The 17,943-nt window shown below is 61.1% G+C and carries 18 protein-coding genes; 13 read left to right on the forward strand and 5 right to left on the reverse strand.

The window, feature by feature from the left end:
* From GVN17_RS22495 to GVN17_RS22510, 4 genes are all read left to right on the forward strand, one after another.
* Entirely contained in the window at positions 1-1,920 is a 1,920-nt protein-coding gene (locus GVN17_RS22495; protein ID WP_166597462.1) for a sigma-54-dependent Fis family transcriptional regulator, read from the forward strand.
* A gap of 201 nt (positions 1,921-2,121) precedes the next feature.
* Positions 2,122-3,471 (forward strand): UDP-N-acetylmuramate:L-alanyl-gamma-D-glutamyl-meso-diaminopimelate ligase, encoded by a 1,350-nt coding sequence (gene mpl, locus GVN17_RS22500; RefSeq protein ID WP_166597463.1) that lies wholly within the window; start codon positions 2,122-2,124, stop codon positions 3,469-3,471.
* A complete protein-coding gene (gene ubiX / locus GVN17_RS22505; protein ID WP_166597464.1) occupies positions 3,468-4,097 on the forward strand; it encodes a flavin prenyltransferase UbiX in 630 nt (209 codons plus the stop codon). Before mpl ends, ubiX begins: the two co-directional genes overlap by 4 nt.
* On the forward strand, positions 4,090-4,380 hold the full coding sequence (locus tag GVN17_RS22510; protein WP_166597465.1) for a YceK/YidQ family lipoprotein: 291 nt from the start codon (positions 4,090-4,092) through the stop codon (positions 4,378-4,380). Before ubiX ends, GVN17_RS22510 begins: the two co-directional genes overlap by 8 nt.
* Before the next feature lie 160 nt (positions 4,381-4,540).
* Here the strand turns inward: GVN17_RS22510 and GVN17_RS22515 are convergent, their stop codons facing one another.
* The 3 genes from GVN17_RS22515 to GVN17_RS22525 all read right to left on the reverse strand — a co-directional run bounded on the left by GVN17_RS22515 (position 4,541) and on the right by GVN17_RS22525 (position 7,584).
* Complete coding sequence (locus GVN17_RS22515; RefSeq protein WP_166597466.1) at positions 4,541-5,182, reverse strand: oxidoreductase; 642 nt, start codon at positions 5,180-5,182, stop codon at positions 4,541-4,543.
* A gap of 112 nt (positions 5,183-5,294) precedes the next feature.
* Positions 5,295-6,989, reverse strand: coding sequence for a C13 family peptidase (locus tag GVN17_RS22520; RefSeq protein ID WP_166597467.1), 1,695 nt, complete (start codon positions 6,987-6,989; stop codon positions 5,295-5,297).
* 139 nt (positions 6,990-7,128) lie between these two features.
* Entirely contained in the window at positions 7,129-7,584 is a 456-nt protein-coding gene (locus GVN17_RS22525; RefSeq protein ID WP_166597468.1) for a MaoC family dehydratase, read from the reverse strand.
* Between the two features lie 315 nt (positions 7,585-7,899).
* Here GVN17_RS22525 and GVN17_RS22530 point away from each other — a divergent pair, with 315 nt between their 5' ends.
* Genes GVN17_RS22530 through GVN17_RS22540 form a run of 3 tightly spaced genes read left to right on the forward strand, consistent with a single transcriptional unit; the run spans position 7,900 to position 9,590 of the window.
* Positions 7,900-8,262 (forward strand): CidA/LrgA family protein, encoded by a 363-nt coding sequence (locus tag GVN17_RS22530; protein ID WP_166597469.1) that lies wholly within the window; start codon positions 7,900-7,902, stop codon positions 8,260-8,262.
* Positions 8,259-8,975, forward strand: coding sequence for an LrgB family protein (locus GVN17_RS22535; RefSeq protein WP_166597470.1), 717 nt, complete (start codon positions 8,259-8,261; stop codon positions 8,973-8,975). Before GVN17_RS22530 ends, GVN17_RS22535 begins: the two co-directional genes overlap by 4 nt.
* Positions 8,976-8,999: 24 nt before the next feature.
* Positions 9,000-9,590, forward strand: a complete 591-nt coding sequence (locus tag GVN17_RS22540) for an LON peptidase substrate-binding domain-containing protein (RefSeq protein ID WP_166597471.1) — start codon at positions 9,000-9,002, stop codon at positions 9,588-9,590.
* A 118-nt stretch (positions 9,591-9,708) separates the two neighbouring features.
* Here the strand turns inward: GVN17_RS22540 and GVN17_RS22545 are convergent, their stop codons facing one another.
* Positions 9,709-11,025 carry a bifunctional DedA family/phosphatase PAP2 family protein gene (locus GVN17_RS22545; protein ID WP_166597472.1) on the reverse strand — a complete coding sequence of 439 codons (1,317 nt, stop codon included), beginning with the start codon at positions 11,023-11,025 and terminating at the stop codon, positions 9,709-9,711.
* Positions 11,026-11,028: 3 nt separating this feature from the next.
* A complete protein-coding gene (locus GVN17_RS22550; RefSeq protein WP_166597473.1) occupies positions 11,029-11,712 on the reverse strand; it encodes a DNA-3-methyladenine glycosylase in 684 nt (227 codons plus the stop codon).
* 232 nt (positions 11,713-11,944) lie between these two features.
* Here GVN17_RS22550 and GVN17_RS22555 point away from each other — a divergent pair, with 232 nt between their 5' ends.
* From GVN17_RS22555 to rodA, 6 genes are read left to right on the forward strand one after another with little or no spacing between them, the layout of a single operon-like run.
* Positions 11,945-13,219 carry a glutamate-5-semialdehyde dehydrogenase gene (locus tag GVN17_RS22555; RefSeq protein ID WP_166597474.1) on the forward strand — a complete coding sequence of 425 codons (1,275 nt, stop codon included), beginning with the start codon at positions 11,945-11,947 and terminating at the stop codon, positions 13,217-13,219.
* Positions 13,220-13,262: 43 nt separating this feature from the next.
* Positions 13,263-13,946, forward strand: a complete 684-nt coding sequence (gene nadD / locus GVN17_RS22560; protein WP_371928602.1) for a nicotinate-nucleotide adenylyltransferase — start codon at positions 13,263-13,265, stop codon at positions 13,944-13,946.
* A 17-nt stretch (positions 13,947-13,963) separates the two neighbouring features.
* Positions 13,964-14,392 carry a ribosome silencing factor gene (rsfS, locus tag GVN17_RS22565; RefSeq protein WP_166597475.1) on the forward strand — a complete coding sequence of 143 codons (429 nt, stop codon included), beginning with the start codon at positions 13,964-13,966 and terminating at the stop codon, positions 14,390-14,392.
* A gap of 9 nt (positions 14,393-14,401) precedes the next feature.
* On the forward strand, positions 14,402-14,869 hold the full coding sequence (gene rlmH / locus GVN17_RS22570; protein ID WP_166597476.1) for a 23S rRNA (pseudouridine(1915)-N(3))-methyltransferase RlmH: 468 nt from the start codon (positions 14,402-14,404) through the stop codon (positions 14,867-14,869).
* Between the two features lie 31 nt (positions 14,870-14,900).
* The gene (mrdA, locus tag GVN17_RS22575) at positions 14,901-16,802 is read left to right on the forward strand and encodes a penicillin-binding protein 2 (protein WP_166597477.1); all 1,902 of its coding nucleotides are present in this window, start codon (positions 14,901-14,903) and stop codon (positions 16,800-16,802) included.
* Positions 16,803-16,833: 31 nt separating this feature from the next.
* Positions 16,834-17,937 (forward strand): rod shape-determining protein RodA, encoded by a 1,104-nt coding sequence (rodA, locus tag GVN17_RS22580; RefSeq protein ID WP_166597533.1) that lies wholly within the window; start codon positions 16,834-16,836, stop codon positions 17,935-17,937.
* Positions 17,938-17,943 lie beyond the last annotated feature (6 nt).

Below are 17,943 nucleotides of genomic sequence, written 5' to 3' on the forward strand. Positions count from 1 at the left end.
ATGCACAGCAATCATTTCGCTCGCCACGCCCAGCAAGTTCTGACAGTCGCCCAGGGCAAATCCCACCATCGTTACGGCCCTGGCGCCGACCCCTCCATCGCCCGCTCTTGGGTACGTTGCCTTGAGGACTATCACCTCGATCCTGCCCAGGCGATGGCGCCGACGGTTCTGGAACACGCCCGTGTGCTGGAAAGTCGCGAGCGTTTGCAGCAGGTGCTGACCATCGCGGGCGGCGAGATGAACAGCCTGCATCAGCAACTCTCGGGCGGTAATGCCGTGCTGCTGACCGATGCGCGGGGCGTGATCCTCAATTGCGTGACCGAGCCGGGCGAGCGCAAGATTTTCGAGCGTGCAGGCCTTTGGCTCGGGGCGGACTGGAGCGAAGCGCGAGAAGGCACCAACGGCATCGGCACCTGTCTGGTGGAGCGGCAATCGGTGACCATTCATCGCGACGAGCATTTCCGCGGTCGTCACACCGGCCTGACCTGCTCCGCCAGCCCGGTGTTCGATCCCCATGGCGAATTGCTCGCTGTTCTCGACGTTTCGTCAGCGCGGCACGACGTCTCGCGACAAAGCCAATTTCACACCATGGCGCTGGTGAACCTGTCCGCGAAGATGATTGAAGGCAATTATTTCCTGCGCCATTTCGATGATCAGTGGCTGCTGCGTTTTCATTTGCAGGCCGGATCGGTCGGGCTGTTCAGTGAAGGTCTGCTGGCGTTCGATGGCGAGGGACGGGTCAGCGCGTTGAATCAGAGTGCCTTGAACCTGTTGAGTCTGGCCCGTACCGATCTGATCGGTCAGCCGGTGGAGGCGCTGTTCGATTGTTCTCTCGACGAACTGATGAGCCGTGCGGCACCCGATGCGGCGGCCAGTTGGCCGTTGCGTACGCGGGATGGGCGCGGATTCTTCGCCGTGTTGCGTGGGCAATCTCGGCCTGAGCTGAAAGTGCTGTCGGCGCCTGTTGTGAACAAAGCCGTCGAGCAACCTGCATTGAGCGGAATTTGTCTGGGAGACGAAGGCCTGCGAACTCACTTTCGTCGGGCATTGAAGGTCTTCGAACGGGACGTGCCGCTGTTGATCAATGGCGAAACCGGCTCCGGCAAAGAGGCGTTTGCGAAGGCGGTGCATCAGGCGAGTCAGCGTTCGGACAAACCTTTCGTGGCATTGAACTGCGCAGCGATCCCGGAAAGCCTGATCGAAAGCGAGCTGTTCGGGTATCGCGGCGGCAGCTTCACCGGGGCACGCAAGGAAGGCATGCGCGGCAAGCTGCAGCAGGCGGATGGCGGCACGCTGTTTCTCGATGAAATTGGCGATATGCCCGTGGCGCTGCAAACGCGCCTGCTGAGGGTGCTGGAAGATCGGCTGGTGGTGCCAATTGGCGGCGAGCCGCAGCCTGTCGATGTAAGAATCATCAGCGCCACCCACCGGAATCTGCTGGGGCGCGTGGAAGACGGCAGCTTTCGAGAAGACCTTTATTACCGCCTGAACGGCCTGGAAATCGCCTTGCCGTCTTTGCGTGAACGGAGTGACAAAGCACAGTTGCTCGATTTCTTGCTGGAAGAAGAGGCGGGCGGTCATCCGGTTCAGATAGAGGCCGAGGCGAGGGAGGCTCTGCTGGGCTTCAGCTGGCCAGGCAACGTGCGGCAAATGCGCAATGTGTTGAGGACGTTGGCGGCGTTGTGCGAAGACGATGTCATTGGCTTTGAAGATCTGCCTGCGGTCATTCGGCAAGCCGTTGTACAAACGAAGGCTGAAACTGACGACACCCCCGAATCTCCGCTGGACTGCGCCGAGCGTTCAGCCCTCATCGCCACCCTCGAAGCCCAACGCTGGCACATGACCCACGCGGCGCAGGAGCTGGGCGTGAGCCGCAATACCCTATATAGAAAGCTGCGCAAGCATGGGATCTCACGTTAGCGAGGCGTACAACAAACCACTGTGGCAGCGAATTCATTCGCGAGACGTCGGCACAAACGACGGGGGTTCATCGGCGGCCATATCGCATCGCAAATGAATTCGGCCCGGATATGCGTTCGGCGATCCTGTCTCGACTCAATTGCCCCGTGCGCGCTGCCCACCTTCTACGCTAACCTGCGCCCATGTTTTAAGAGGTTGGTCATGCACATTCATATTCTGGGTATTTGCGGCACGTTCATGGGGTCGCTGGCGGTGCTCGCCAAGGATCTGGGCCATAAAGTCACGGGCTCCGACGCCAACGTCTATCCGCCGATGAGCACACAGCTCGAAGCGCAGGGCATCGAGTTGATGCAGGGTTACGACCCATCCCACCTCGATCCCGCGCCTGATCTGGTGGTGGTCGGCAACGCCATGTCGCGGGGCAACCCGGCTGTGGAATACGTTCTGAACAAGGGTCTGCCGTACGTTTCCGGCCCGCAATGGCTGGCTGATCACGTGCTGCGCGGTCGCTGGGTGTTGGCGGTTGCAGGCACCCACGGCAAGACCACCACCAGCAGCATGCTTGCCTGGGTGTTGGAGCATTCGGGCATGGCGCCGGGCTTTTTGATTGGCGGCGTGCCGCAGAATTTTTCGGTGTCCGCCCGTCTGGGGGACACGCCATTTTTCGTGGTCGAAGCCGACGAATACGACAGCGCCTTCTTCGACAAACGCTCAAAGTTTGTCCACTACGGCCCGCGCACCGCAATCCTCAATAATCTTGAGTTCGATCACGCTGACATCTTCCCGGATTTGCCCGCCATCGAGCGTCAATTTCACCACTTGGTGCGCACGATCCCGAGCGAAGGCTTGGTTATTCATCCGACCACTGAGCCAGCCCTCGAACGTGTGATCAAGATGGGCTGCTGGACGCCGGTGCAAACCACCGGGCAGGGCGGTCAGTGGCAGGCGAAGCTGCTCAGCGAAGACGGCTCGAAATTCGAAGTGCTGTTCGAAGGTGTCGCGCAAGGCGTGGTCGATTGGGGCATGACCGGCCAGCACAACGTGGCGAATGCCTTGGCAACATTGGCGGCCGCGCGCCATGTCGGCGTCGTGCCGCAGCAAGGCGTCGAGGCCCTGAGCGCGTTCAAGAGCGTGAAGCGCCGAATGGAGAAAGTCGCCGAGGTGCGCGGCATCACCATTTATGACGACTTTGCTCACCATCCGACTGCTATCGCCACCACGCTGGACGGCCTGCGCAAGAAAGTCGGCGACGCGCCGATCATCGCCATCGTCGAGCCCCGCTCCAACTCCATGAAGCTTGGCGCGCATCGCGACGGCTTGCCAGAAAGCGTCGATCAGGCTGATCAGGTGGTCTGGTACGCCCCGGCCAATCTGGGCTGGGACCTGGCGGCGACCGCTGCGCTGTGCACAACCCCGTCGGTCGTCTGCGACACGCTAAACGCCATCATCGAGCGCGTGAAGAGCCAGGCTCAGCCCGGCACTCACGTGGTGATCATGAGCAACGGCGGCTTCGGCGGCCTGCATGGCAAACTGGCCGAGGCGCTGAAATGAGCGGCCCGGAGCGCATCACGCTAGCGATGACCGGCGCGTCCGGCGCGCAATACGGACTGCGTTTGCTGGATTGCCTGGTGCGGGAAGACCGCGAAGTGCACTTCCTGATTTCCAAGGCGGCGCAGCTGGTAATGGCGACTGAAACCGACGTCACGCTGCCGCCCAAGCCGCAAATGATGCAGGCGTTCCTGACCGAATACACCGGCGCGGCCGACGGTCAGATTCGCGTGTATGGCAAGGAAGACTGGATGTCGCCGGTGGCGTCTGGCTCGGGTTCGCCTGCTGCGATGGTCGTGGTGCCGTGTTCGACCGGCACGTTGTCGGCCATCGCCACCGGCGCCTGCAACAACCTGATCGAACGCGCGGCCGACGTGACGCTGAAGGAACGTCGCCAACTGATTCTGGTGCCTCGCGAGGCGCCGTTTTCCAGCATTCACCTGGAGAACATGCTCAAGCTGTCGAACATGGGCGCGGTGATTCTTCCTGCGTCGCCTGGCTTCTATCACCAGCCGCAGACAATCGATGATCTGGTGGATTTTGTCGTGGCGCGGATTCTCAATCTGCTGAACATTCCTCAAGACATGCTGCCGCGTTGGGGCGAGCATCACTTTGGCGCCGATGAATAAGAAACTGTTTGTCCTCACCCTCGGGTTGGTCATGGCCACCGGCTGCTCGACCGTTCGCACGCTGGACGCCAATCAACCGGGCGCGCCGGTGGTGTATTCCGGCACTCGGCTGGACCTGTACGCGATTAAAGGCGGGTGCTGCGAAAAGGACCGGTTCGGCGCCGAAGCCCCGGAATACCCGATGCTGGACCTGCCCGGCAGTGCGTTGCTGGACACCGTGCTGTTGCCGTTGTCAGTGCTGACGGCGCTGGGCGTGGGGTATGGGGCGACGGGCGGGTTGTAGTTCTGCTGTTGGCCTGCGGATGACCTGTGGGAGCGAATTCATTCGCGAGACGGTTTGACGTCCAATGAGTCTCTAACGGATGTACCGGCCCCTCGTCGGGATGCCGCCCAGAATGAATTCGCTCCCACAGGGTGATGTGCGTGCTTTGATAAGGGCGCAGTTATTTGCCCAACCGCCGCAATTCATCCGACTCCACAATCCGCACCCCATCCTGTTCTTCCAGCGCCAGCCGCCACAGCGCGCGAGCCAGATTGCACGCTTCGATGCCGCCGTATTTGCCCGGAATCAACTTGGCGATGGGCGCCGCCAGTTGTTCCACCAGACGCTGATCCTCACGTTCGCCAATCAACAGCGAAGGGCGGGCGATGGTCAGTTGCGGCCAGTCCTGGTCCTTGAGCGCTTCTTCCATTTCGCCTTTTACACGGCTGTAGAAAATGCTCGATTCAGGGTCGGCATTTACCGCGCTGATCACCAGCAAATGACGCGCGCCGAGTTCGCGGGCGCGTTTGCCGAAAGCGACGACCATGTCCATGTCCACCGCGCGGAACGCGTCTTGCGAACCGGCCTGCTTGATCGTGCTGCCGAGACAGCAAAAGGCGATATCGACCCGGCCGCCCAATTGGGCCAGCAGCGAGGTGAAATCACCGACAGGGTTTTCCAAGTGGGGATGCTCAGCCAGCGGTCTGCGGCTGGGGGCCAATACACGGCTGACAGTGGGTTCGGCGAGCAGACGGTCGAGCAAGTGTTCCCCCGTCAAACCCGTCGCTCCGGCAAGCAGGATGTGTTGCGGCGTCAAGTACATGGTCGTTCTCCCTTGATACGCCACAAGCATAGGCGCTCTAACGCAACAGACTGCGCAGCGACCGGGCTGGTTTCACAAAAGCCGTGAAATATTCATCCAGACTGCCTGACCGTTAACGTTTGACAGTGTTCAACGCCCGCTCTGCCTGGCTTTTGCGCAGCTTCTGCCAGTGGGCGATGACGCCTTTTGGCGCCCAGATCTGCGGTTCGGAGGCTTCGAAGTTTTCTTCGATTTCCCGCTGCGCGACGATGGCTTTGGCGCTGTCGAAGGCCTGTTGCAAATCGTCGGTTTCCACCAATGCCTTGCCGAACAACGCTTCGCCGAAGTACGTGAAATCGGCCTCTTCCGAGCAGCCAAACGACACGCGATCTTCCCGTGAGGCTGTGATGACCATGGTTTTGTCGTCTTTGATCGCGGGGATGAAGCCGCCGGAATAGCAGGCCGACACGACAACCACCTTGTCGCGATTCTTCAACGGGGCCAAGAGCCCTGCCATTTCGTTCGCAGGCAAGTCCGACAGCTCCAGTCGCGGCTGATCCAGCACCAGTTCGTGCTCGTGGGTGCCGTGGCTGGTGAGGTAAATGAAGATCAAGTCTTCAGGGCCGCTGCGCTGCGCGAGGGTTTGCACGGCGCGGGAGATGTTCTCGCGGGTGGCCATTGGACGGTCGGCCATGTGGTCGCGGTGGTTGACCAGCTCGATCTGCCCAAATGCGCCGAAGCGGGAGGCCAGCAGTTTGTTGACGTAATCGGCTTCGCGCATGAACACGCTCTGCTTCCCGTCACCGCCCACCACCAGGCTGTACAGCTCGACGGCAGGTGTCGAGGCCGGAACCGCCGCCAGGGTTTTGTCCAAAAGCGGGCCTTGGGCCAGCAATCCCGTTTCCAGAGGATCGGGCAGCAGCTTGCCCATGGCATCGCGCACGCGCTGGCCGTTGGACCAGGTGCCGCTTTGTACACTGCCGTCCGCCGAGGTCAGCACGCCTGAGCCTTGGTAGTTGTCGTTGTCGAATCGGCCCACGTAGACGCTGCCGTCAGGGAGCTGCAAACGGCCTTCGCCCGCGAAACGCCAATTTTGAAACTGACCCTGATAGTTGGTGCCGTCAGCGCCGATCAACTCGCCCTTGCCCGAAAAGGCGCCATCCTTGAACTGCCCGGACCACACGTCGCCATCGGCGTTTTCGTAGCGGCCGCGTCCGTTCAATTGGTTGTCGTGGAAGCCACCGACGTACTGGTCGCCATCGGCGCTGGTGAAGTTGCCGACGCCCTGCAACTGACCGTTGACGAACTTGCCGCTGAACTGATTCCCGGCGGCATCGCTACGCTGGCCTTCGCCGTTGGGTTTACCGTGGGCGAATTCGCCTTGATATTCGCTGCCGTCTTCCAGCACGAGATGACCCGGCCCGTCGTACAGGTCGGCCTTGAACTGACCGCGATAGCTCATGCCGTGCTCTTTGAGCGTGCCTTCGCCGTCACGGCGCCCCAGTTTGTAGCCGCCGACGTAGCTGCCCGCGCTGGTGGTCAACTGGCCCGGACCTTGAAACAGGCCGTCCTGAAAGCCGCCTTTATAGACGTCGCCGTTGCTGGCGTGCCACTCGCCCTGGCCGTTCCACTGACCGTTCCTGAACTCCCCGGCGTACCAGCTGCCGTTCGGGTAGTCGATGCGGCCCTTGCCTTGCAATACGCCATTGATCACCTCGCCGCGATAGCGACCGCCATCGGGCAGGCGTGCGTCAGGCGGCAATATCGATTCGCCGTCACCGCATGCGGTAATCAGAAGGGTCAGTGCCAGGGGGGCAAGCGCGCGCATGGTAAATCCCGAAAAAGAGGTATTTCGGCGTGATCGGACCGGAACTTGTGTCCAGTCGCTCACACAGCCGCGCCGAGTATGCCGCAGCCGGGAAGCGTCATGAAACAGTCAGTTACGACTGTTTCATGTTTTGTGAGGTTTATACGAAGCAGAGCGACAGCGGTTCAGCGATGAAGGCGGGCTTGTCCTGACCTTCGATTTCCAGCGTTGCGGTGGCTTTGAGCAGCCATTGGCCGGGCTTCTTCTCGGTGACTTCAGCGAGGCTAACTTTTAGACGAACGCGCGAGTCGACTTTCACTGGCTGAATGAACCGAACGCTGTCCAGCCCATAGTTCACCGCCATTTTCATGCCTTCGGGCATCACCAGCAGCGACTCCATCAGTTTCGGCATCAGCGAGAGTGAGAGGAAACCGTGGGCGATGGTCGACCCAAACGGCGTCTGCGCGGCCTTGACCGGATCGACATGAATGAACTGAAAGTCGCCAGTGGCTTCGGCGAACAGGTTGATGCGCGCCTGGTCGATCAGCAGCCAGTCGGAACTTCCCAGTTCCTTGCCTTCATAGTCTTTCAGTTCTGCAACGGGTACATAGGGCATCGATACTCTCCTTGTGGATCGGTGGTGTTTTTCAATCTGACGCGGCGACCGGCGCTTTTATTGCTTCACTCTCTAAGCGTCGCAGCTGATTTTGTAGAAGTGAGCTTGCTCGCGATGGCCGTCCGGTTGTGAAGCATCCGTCGAAAGATGTTCCGTTATCGCGAGCAAGCTCACTCCTACAGGGATGCTGTGCTCCGGGCTAAAGATCAGCACGCCGCCCGAGGTTGGTCAAGAATCCTGCACCCCGCGAATACCGTCTCATAGGCCGGTGGGCGGCGTGCTTATAATGTTGCCGCGAATTGGCTGGAGTTTTTTATGTTGTTGAGAGGCCTGACATGGCTGGTGCTGTTCCAGTTGGTGGGAACCGCGTTGAATCATTTGTTTCTGTCGATACTGCCGGGTCCGATCATCGGTCTGGTGCTGTTGATGACTTACCTGATGATCCGGGGTGAGGTCAGCGAACCCATCAGTCTCGCCGCCAGTAGTCTGCTGCGCTATTTGCCTTTGTTGCTGGTGCCGCCCGCCGTGGGCGTCATGGTCTACGCCAGTCAGATCGCTGACGATTTCTGGGCCATTGTAGGGTCGCTGGTGTTGTCGTTAATGATCTCGCTCACGTTTGCGGGCTGGCTGATGCAGAAACTCATTGACCGCCAGTCCGCGCGCCGGGAGCCATCATGAGTCTGGATTGGCAAGGCGCCTGGCTGTCAGTGATTCACCACCCGCTGTTCGGCATCGCGATCACCCTGGGGGCCTATCAGCTGGTGCTGGCGGGTTATGAGAAAACCCGCTGGGTCTTTTTGCAGCCGGTGCTGGTGTCGATGATCGTTGTCATCGGCGTGCTGGTCGGTTGCGGCCTGGAATACGTTGAATACCGTAAAAGCACTGAAATCCTCAGCATCCTGCTCGGCCCCGCCACGGTGGCGCTGGCGGTGCCGTTGTACTTGAATCTGCGGCGGATTCGGCAGTTGTTCTGGCCGGTCTTGACTACGCTGGTGATTGGCGGCGTGGTGGCGACCGGTTTGTGCCTGATGATCGGGTGGGGGCTGGGCGCCAATCACATGATCCTGATGACCATGGCGCCGAAGTCGGTCACCTCGCCGATCGCCATGCTGGTGGCCGAGCAGATCGGCGGCGTGGCGGCGCTGGCAGCGGTTTTCGTGTTGATCACCGGCGTCATTGGAGGCATATTCGGCCCGGGCCTGCTGACCCTCGCGGGCGTGCAAAGCCCGGAAGCGAGAGGCATGGCGTTGGGGCTGACGGCGCATGCGGTTGGCACCTCGGCCGCATTGCAGGAAGGCGAAGAGTGCGGGGCCTTTGCGGCGCTCGCCATGAGTTTGATGGGTGTCGCCACGGCGCTGTTCCTGCCGCTGGCGGTGTCTCTGGTTGCTTGAAGATGGGTGCTTGAGGATAGATCTATGTCGTTGCCGCTGTTTCCGCTGAACGCCGTGCTCTTTCCGGGGTGTGTACTCGATTTGCAGATTTTCGAGGCGCGCTACCTGGACATGATCAGCCGCTGCATGAAGCAGGGTGAAGGCTTCGGCGTGGTGTGCATCACCGAGGGCAGTGAAGTCGGTGACGTGCCTGAAGGATTCTCGCAGGTCGGTTGCGAAGCACTGGTGACTGACTTTCAACAGCAGAACAACGGCTTGCTGGGCATTCGCGTAGTGGGCGGTCGACGTTTCCGCGTTGTCAGCGCCGAGGCCCAGCGCGACAACCTGTTGTTGGCGGACGTCGAGTGGCTGGAAGAGCCCCAGGACAAGCCGTTGCAGGAAGAAGATGACGATCTGGTCGCGTTGCTGGCCGCTCTGGCCGAACATCCGATGGTGGCGGCATTGAACATGGGGCTCACGGCCAGTGGGCAGCAATCATTGTCGAACCAGTTGGCGTACCTGCTGCCGTTCGCGGAAGAAGACAAGATCGAACTGCTGGAAATAGACGACGCCGAAGAGCGGCTCGACGCGATTCAGGACCTGCTCGATGAGATGCAGGGGGATATGCAAGCCTGACTTGCATGCACTCCCCTGTGGGAGTGAGCTTGCTCGCGGTGACGGCAGGTCATTCAATACATCTGTGCCTGCCACACCTGATCGCGAGCAAGCTCACTCCTACATGTTCAGCGGTGCGTCAGTATTCGTACCTGACCAACCCATGGGTCAGCGAATGCGCCGCAAACCCACCTAACACCAGGACTATCGCTGGCAATATCAACCACCACACCCGCAACGGCAGCGCAGGCAACGACTGTTTGTTCTGCACGAACGCCAGGCTCGTCGCGCAGGTGAAAAACGCCAGCAGCATCCCCGCCAGCACATCCGTAGGCCAGTGCACGCCCAGATAAACCCGCGACACGCAAATCGACGCCGCCGGGATCACCCCCAGCGCCAGCCACGTCAATCGCAATCGCGCCGGTTGCCCGCGACCCGCCAGCACTGCCAGCGTCATGAACAGCGCAAACGAAGCCGAGGCATGTCCGCTGGGCATGCTGTACGTCACCAGTGGCTCGGCCAGGACCTCGGGGCGGGCACGAGCGAAGGTGTTTTTCATGGTCTGGTTGAGGATGGCCGCACCCAGCGTCGTCGAGCAGGCGAAGATCGCATGACGCCACTGGCGGGTGGCCACCAGAATGAGCAGCAGCACGGCAGCTGCACAAAACTGGGTTCTGAAATCCCCCAAGCCAGTCACCAGCACCACGAAGTTTTCCGCGGCGGCGCTGCGATGCTCCTGCACCAATGTCATGACGCCTTGGTCGAGGTGCGCCAGATACGGCCAGCCGAGAAACACCGCGATCAGCAGGATCAAGCTGAGCACGGCGATCAGCCGGATGGCGTAGGGCTTGCCTTGCACGCTGGCATGAATGGCGACGCCCAGGGACACCGCCAGCGCGGCAGCGACAACGCCGGCCTCGGGCCAGAAGCCTTCCGGCAGCGGCAAGCGAAAGGCTGCCCCGGTCGCCCAGCCGGGCAGGATGTACGCCACCGACCAGCCCGCCGCCGCGATGACGCTGACGGCCGCGAAGCGCACGAACGGCATGTCGCACATCCCGGCCACCATCGGCAGCATGGGGCGCAATGGACCAATGAAGCGACCGACCAGAAGGCTTGCGATGCCGTAGCGCTGAAAGTAGGTCTCCGCCCCCGCGATCCATTCGGGGTGGTGCCTCAATCCAGGAAGCCGTCGAATGTTCTGGTGGAAACGTCGCCCCAGAAAGTAAGAAATGAAGTCACCCAGCAAACCGCCGAGGAATCCCAGCAGCAGCGCTTCGCTCAGGGGCAGGATGCCACCGCCCGCCAACGCGGCGATCGCGAACAGCGCGACGGTGCCGGGCACGATGATTCCGGCAATGGCCATGCATTCGAGAAACGACACGAGAAAGACCGCTGCGCCCAGCCAGGAGGGGTTGGCGCTCAGCCATGAGGTAATGCCGTCGAGCCATGAGCCCATGGGTCAGTTTCCTTGCTCGATGATCAAGTAGTCGCGGCCTTCGACTTGGCCACGTCGTAACGGGTTCCGCGTGCAGAAACGCGCGTACGCGGCATCCACGAAGCGGTACATCAGGTGTTCGTCTCGACCGGAGGGAATCCCGAGGCGAGTGGCCTGGATGATGCGCTCAGGCGGCTGGCTCACGTCTTCCACGAAAATCTGCTCGTGATCGAAGCGCTTGCCGTCCCACATCGGCACTTTCAGACCCAGTGCCTTGCACAGCAGCGTCTGTCCCGCGCACAGACGCTCGGGTGCTCGCAGATTGCCGCTGGCGTCGGGATTGTTCAGCTGCATCTGCGCGAGGCTGTTTTCATCGGAGAAGGCGTCGACCCACGGATAGGCCGATTTGATCAGCACGGCGTTGCCTGGCCCCCCGGCGCTGAAGTTCAGCGAATCGCCACCCCTGGCGTAATACATATAGATGTGGCCGCCATCCAGAAACAAAGCCTTACGTTTTTCTGTGTAGCCCAAGGACGCATGGCTGCCTTTTTCCTCCAGGTAATAGGCCTCTGTCTCTATGATGCGTGCCGACAGCCATAATTCGCCGACCTTGTGCCGAACAACCTTGCCCAGCAAATCGCGGGCGAGGGTCTGGGCATCGCGGTTGAAGAAGCGGTCGGGCAAGGCGCGGTGGGCGTGATCGGGCATGGGCGGGCAACGTGAAGGTGTGGCTGGCGATGATAGCAACCCCGGCCTTAATTGCAGCTGAATGGCTGCACGCCGTTCTCGCACATTCATCGTTCCCACAGAAGCTCCGGAAACCGAGTGCATTCCTTCGACAAAACCGGCCTATTTCGACCATCCGCCTGTCGCCGCTGTCGTTCGTCACGCCCGACAGCTATAATCGGCCGCTTTCTTCTCTGCCAAGACCTCTGAGACCATGACTGAGTCCGTTCTTGACTACATGACCCGTCTGGGTCGCGCCGCCCGCGAAGCTTCGCGCGTGATCGGCCGCGCCAGCACCGCGCAGAAAAACCGCGCCCTGGCCGCCACCGCCGCTGCGCTGGATGCTGCACGCGACGAACTGACCGCTGCCAATGAGCAGGATCTGGCGGCTGGTCGCGCCAACGGTCTGGAACCCGCTCTGCTTGAACGTCTCGCCCTGACCCCGGCTCGCATCGACAGCATGATCGCCGGTTTGCGTCAGGTCGCCAGTCTGCCGGACCCGATCGGCACTATTCGTGACATGAACTTTCAGCCTTCGGGCATTCAGGTCGGCAAGATGCGCGTTCCACTGGGCGTGGTCGGCATCATCTATGAGTCGCGTCCGAACGTGACCATCGACGCCGCCAGCCTGTGCCTCAAGTCCGGCAACGCCACCATCCTGCGCGGCGGCTCCGAAGCCATTCACTCCAACCGTGCCATTGCCGCCTGCATCCAGCGCGGTCTCGATGAAGCCGGTCTGCCTGCCGCCGTCGTGCAAGTCGTCGAGACCACCGACCGCGCTGCCGTGGGCGCCCTGATCACCATGCCGGAATACGTGGACGTCATCGTTCCCCGTGGCGGCAAGGGTTTGATCGAGCGCGTCAGTCGCGATGCCAAAGTACCGGTCATCAAACACCTGGATGGCATCTGCCACGTCTACGTCAGTGCCCACGCAGACCTCGCGGCCGCCCAGCGCATTGCATTCAACGCCAAGACCTATCGCTACGGCATCTGCGGTGCGATGGAAACGCTGCTGGTCGATCAGGCCATCGCCGCTGATTTCCTGCCGCAAATGGCTGCCCAGTTCCGCGAGAAAGGCGTCGAACTGCGCGGTTGCGAGCGCACCCGTGAGCTGATTGAAGCCATCCCCGCAACCGAAGAAGACTGGCACACCGAATACCTGGCCCCGATCCTCTCGATCCGCATCGTGACCGGGCTGGATCAGGCCATCGAACACATCAACCACTACGGCTCGCACCACAGCGACGCAATCATCTCCGACTCTCAGGCTCAGACCCGTCGTTTCATGGCCGAAGTCGATTCCAGTTCGGTGATGATCAACGCGCCGACCAGTTTTGCGGATGGCTTCGAATACGGCCTTGGTGCTGAAATCGGGATTTCCACCGACAAGATTCACGCGCGTGGCCCGGTCGGTCTTGAAGGCCTGACGTGCGAGAAGTACATCGTGGTGGGCGACGGTCGTCAGCTGCGCGGGCAGGGGCCTGCCTGACTTGGCCGACGTTCGGCAGCACGCAGGCAATGATGCGAACGCTGTGGCCGAGCCTGCCGGAGAAGGGGTTTCTGTCCCACGCACGCCGAGACGTATCGGGATGCTGGGCGGGACGTTCGATCCTGTGCACATCGGTCATTTGCGCGGCGCACTGGAAGTGGCCGCGTTGCTTGAACTCGATGAGTTACGCCTGACGCCCAGCGCCAGGCCGCCTCATCGCGACACGCCCAGTGTGTCGGCGCAGGACCGTCTCGCGATGGTCCAGAGTGCTGTCCAGGGCGTTTCGCCATTGACGGTGGATGACCGTGAACTGTTGCGGGACAAGCCGTCGTACACCATCGACACGCTGGAATCGATGCGCGCTGAGCTGGCCGTCGATGATCAGCTGTTTTTGTTGCTGGGATGGGATGCCTTTTGCGGGCTGCCCACCTGGCATCGTTGGGAAGAGTTGCTGGAGCACTGCCATATCGTGGTGCTGCAACGCCCGGACGCCGACAGCGAGTCGCCGGACGCCATGCGTAACCTGCTGGCGGCGCGCGCAGTCAGTGACCCAAAAGCCCTGAAAGGGCCTGGCGGACACATTACATTCGTCTGGCAGACACCGCTTTCGGTGTCTGCCACCCAGATCCGCCACCTGCTGGCCAGCGGGAAGTCGGTACGTTTTCTGGTGCCAGACGCAGTACTGGCCTACATCGAGGCACACGGGCTGTACCGTGCGCCCAATTGAAACTGAATGAGTTTTTTATGACACAGCAAAAAATCACCCTTTCCGGCGAAACGCTGGTTGAACTGGCCAAGGCTGCGCTCGAAGACGTCAAGGCCCTGGACATCCTGGTCATCGACGTCAAGGACAAGCACAGCCTGACCGACTACATGGTGATCGCCACCGGTACGTCGAACCGTCAGATCAATGCGATGCTCGACAAGGTTCGCGAGAACGTCAAAGCCAAGGGCGCGCAGCCTCTGGGCGAAGAAGGCAAAGGCGAGAGTGACTGGGTGCTGCTCGACCTGGGCGACGTGATCGTACACATGATGACTGCCGCCGCTCGTCAGTTCTACGACCTGGAACGTCTATGGCAGGGTGCCGAGCAGAGCCGTGCCGCCAGCGCTGCACACCACAGCCCGGAGACGCCGCACGAGCACTTCGACAAGCTCAGCAAAGACCAGAATTAAGGGTTCGTTGTGCGCCTGCGTCTGATTGCTGTCGGTTCACGCATGCCCAAGTGGGTGGAAGAGGGTTGGCACGAATATGCCAAGCGTCTGCCATCCGAGCTGGCCCTTGAACTGGTAGAGATTCCGCTCAACACCCGAGGCAAGAACGCCGACGTGGCACGCCTGATCCGACAGGAAGGCGAGGCCATGCTGGCGAAGGTGCAACCGGGCGAGCGGATCGTCACGCTTGAGGTTCACGGCAAGCCGTGGAGCACCGAGCAGCTGGCAACGGAGCTTGATCGCTGGCGACTGGATTCGCGCACGGTCAACCTTATGGTGGGCGGTCCGGAAGGACTGGCGCCAGAGGTGTGCGCCCGCGCCGAGCAGCGTTGGTCGTTGTCGCCGTTGACGTTGCCGCACCCGTTGGTGCGCATCCTCATCGGTGAGCAGATTTATCGTGCCTGGACGGTATTGTCCGGTCACCCTTATCACAAGTAGCGCTGCTGCCTTCACTGTGAACACGCCCTAAATGTCTCAGCCGATTCGCCTGAAAGACCACGAAAAGGACGCACGCCTTGTGCGCAACCGGGTCGTGGTCGGTGCCGTGATCGTGATCGTGCTGATCTGCGTGCTGGTGGCGCGTCTGTATTTTCTGCAGGTCATTCAGTACGAGTACCACTCGACGCTGTCGGAAAACAACCGGGTGCATGTGCAGCCGATCCCGCCAAGCCGCGGGCTGATTTTCGACCGCAACGGCGTGGTCATCGCCGACAACCGGCCCAGCTTCAACCTGAGCATGACCCGCGAACGCTCTGGTGGTGAATGGGCCAAGGTGCTCGACACCATCGTTGAGGTGCTGGAGCTGACGCCGGATGACCGGATCATCTTCGAGAAACGCATGAAGCAGGGGCGTCGGCCGTTCGAGCCGGTGCCGATTCTGTTTGAGTTGACTGAAGAGCAGATCGCCCGCATCGCCGTGAATCAGTTCCGCCTGCCAGGCGTCGAGGTGGTGGCGCAATTGATGCGCCACTACCCACAGGGCGCGCACTTCGCGCATTCGGTCGGCTACATGGGCCGGATCAACGAGAAAGAGCTGAAAAGCCTCGATTCGGTGAATTACAGCGGCACCCACCACATGGGTAAGACCGGCATCGAACGTTTCTACGAGCCGGAGCTGCACGGTCAGGTCGGTTACGAGGAAGTCGAAACCAACGCCCGTGGCCGCGTGCTGCGCGTGCTGAAACGTACCGACCCGGTGCCAGGCAAAGACATCGTCCTGAGCCTCGACATTCAACTGCAGGAAGCCGCCGAAGCCGCATTGGCCGGACGTCGCGGTGCGGTCGTGGCGCTGGACCCGAACACTGGTGAAGTGCTGGCAATGGTCAGTCAGCCGAGTTTCGACCCGAATCTGTTCGTCACAGGCATCAGTTTCAAGGCCTATTCCGAACTGCGGGACTCGGTGGACCGTCCGCTGTTCAACCGTATCTTGCGCGGCCTGTACCCACCGGGTTCGACCATCAAGCCCGCCGTAGCGATTGCTGGCCTGGACTCCGGCGTCGTCACCGCCAGCACCCGGGTGTTCGACCCCGGCTACTACATGCTGCCGAACTACGATCACAAATACCGTAACTGGAACCGCACCGGTGACGGCTGGGTCGATCTGGACACCGCGATCATGCGGTCCAACGACACCTATTTTTATGACCTCGCCCACAAGGTCGGTATCGATCGGCTGTCTACTTACCTGAACAAGTTCGGCATCGGGCAAAAGGTCTCGCTGGACATGTTCGAGGAATCGCCGGGCCTGATGCCGTCCCGCGACTGGAAACGCATCACCCGCCGCCAGGCCTGGTTCCCGGGCGAGACGCTGATTCTCGGGATCGGTCAGGGCTACATGCAAGCCACCCCACTGCAACTGGCGCAGGCGACCGCACTGGTGGCGAACAAAGGCAAGTGGAACCGCCCACATTTGGCCAGGACCATTGAAGGCCAGAAGCCAGTGGATGAAAACCCGATGCCTGACATCGTGCTGCGCGATCCGTCCGACTGGGCGAAGGTCAATCACGGCATGCAACAGGTCATGCACGGTGCGCGCGGCACCGCACGCAAAGCTGCGATTGGTGCGCAATACCGCATTGCGGGCAAGAGCGGTACGGCCCAGGTCGTGGCCATTCGTCAGGGCGAAAAATACGACCGCTCGAAAGTGCAGGAGCGTCACCGCGACCACGCCTTGTTCGTGGGCTTTGCGCCTGCCGACAACCCGAAAATCGTTGTGGCGGTCATGATTGAAAACGGTGAATCCGGCTCCGGCGCCGCGGCTCCCGTGGTGCGACAGGTCATGGATGCCTGGCTGCTGGACCCGCAAGGTCGTCTGAAACCTGAATACGCCGCCAACACACAGCCTCCGGAGACCGCGGCCCGTGAAGAGTAATTTCGACCGCATCCTCTCCAGCGAAGACGTGATGCGCCGACGCGCCACGTTCTTGCAGAAAATCCATGTCGATGGCCCGCTGCTGATCCTGTTGCTCACGCTGGCCGCCGGCAGCCTGTTCGTCCTGTATTCCGCCAGCGGCAAGAGCTGGGATCTGTTGATCAAACAGACCACGTCGTTTGGTATCGGGCTGGTGTCGATGTTTGTCATTGCCCAACTGGAGCCGCGCTTCATGGCGCGCTGGGTGCCGATTGCCTACGTCCTCGGCGTGCTGTTGCTGGTGGCGGTGGACGTGATGGGCCACAACGCGATGGGCGCGACCCGCTGGATCAACATTCCGGGGGTGATTCGCTTCCAGCCGTCGGAATTCATGAAGATCATCATGCCGGCGACCATCGCCTGGTACCTGTCCAAGCGCACGCTGCCGCCGCACTTGAAGCACGTCGCTGTGAGCCTCGCGCTGATCGGCCTGCCGTTCATTCTGATCGTGCGCCAACCGGACCTCGGCACGTCGCTGCTGATTCTGGCGTCCGGGACGTTCGTGTTGTTCATGGCGGGCTTGCGCTGGCGCTGGATCATCGGCGTGATCGCGGCCGCCGTGCCAGTGGCCGTGGCGATGTGGTTCTTCTTCATGCACGACTACCAGAAGCAGCGAATCCTCACGTTCCTCGACCCGGAAAGCGACCCGCTGGGCACCGGCTGGAACATTATTCAGTCCAAAGCCGCGATAGGTTCGGGCGGCGTGTTCGGTAAAGGCTGGCTGCTCGGCACCCAGTCGCACCTGGACTTCCTGCCGGAAAGCCACACCGACTTCATCATCGCGGTACTGGGTGAAGAGTTCGGCTTGGTGGGGATCTGCGCGCTGCTGCTGATCTATCTGTTGCTGATCGGTCGCGGGCTGGTGATCACTGCGCAAGCGCAGACGCTCTACGGCAAGTTGCTCGCGGGCAGCCTGACCATGACGTTTTTTGTTTACGTTTTCGTCAACATCGGTATGGTCAGCGGTCTGCTGCCGGTCGTGGGGGTGCCGTTGCCCTTCATTAGTTACGGCGGAACTTCGCTGGTGACGCTGCTGTCAGCGTTTGGGGTTTTGATGTCGATCCATACCCACCGCAAGTGGATCGCTCAGGTTTGATTAAGG

This window comes from Pseudomonas sp. SLFW (assembly GCF_009905615.1).
Lineage (GTDB): Bacteria > Pseudomonadota > Gammaproteobacteria > Pseudomonadales > Pseudomonadaceae > Aquipseudomonas > Aquipseudomonas bambusae.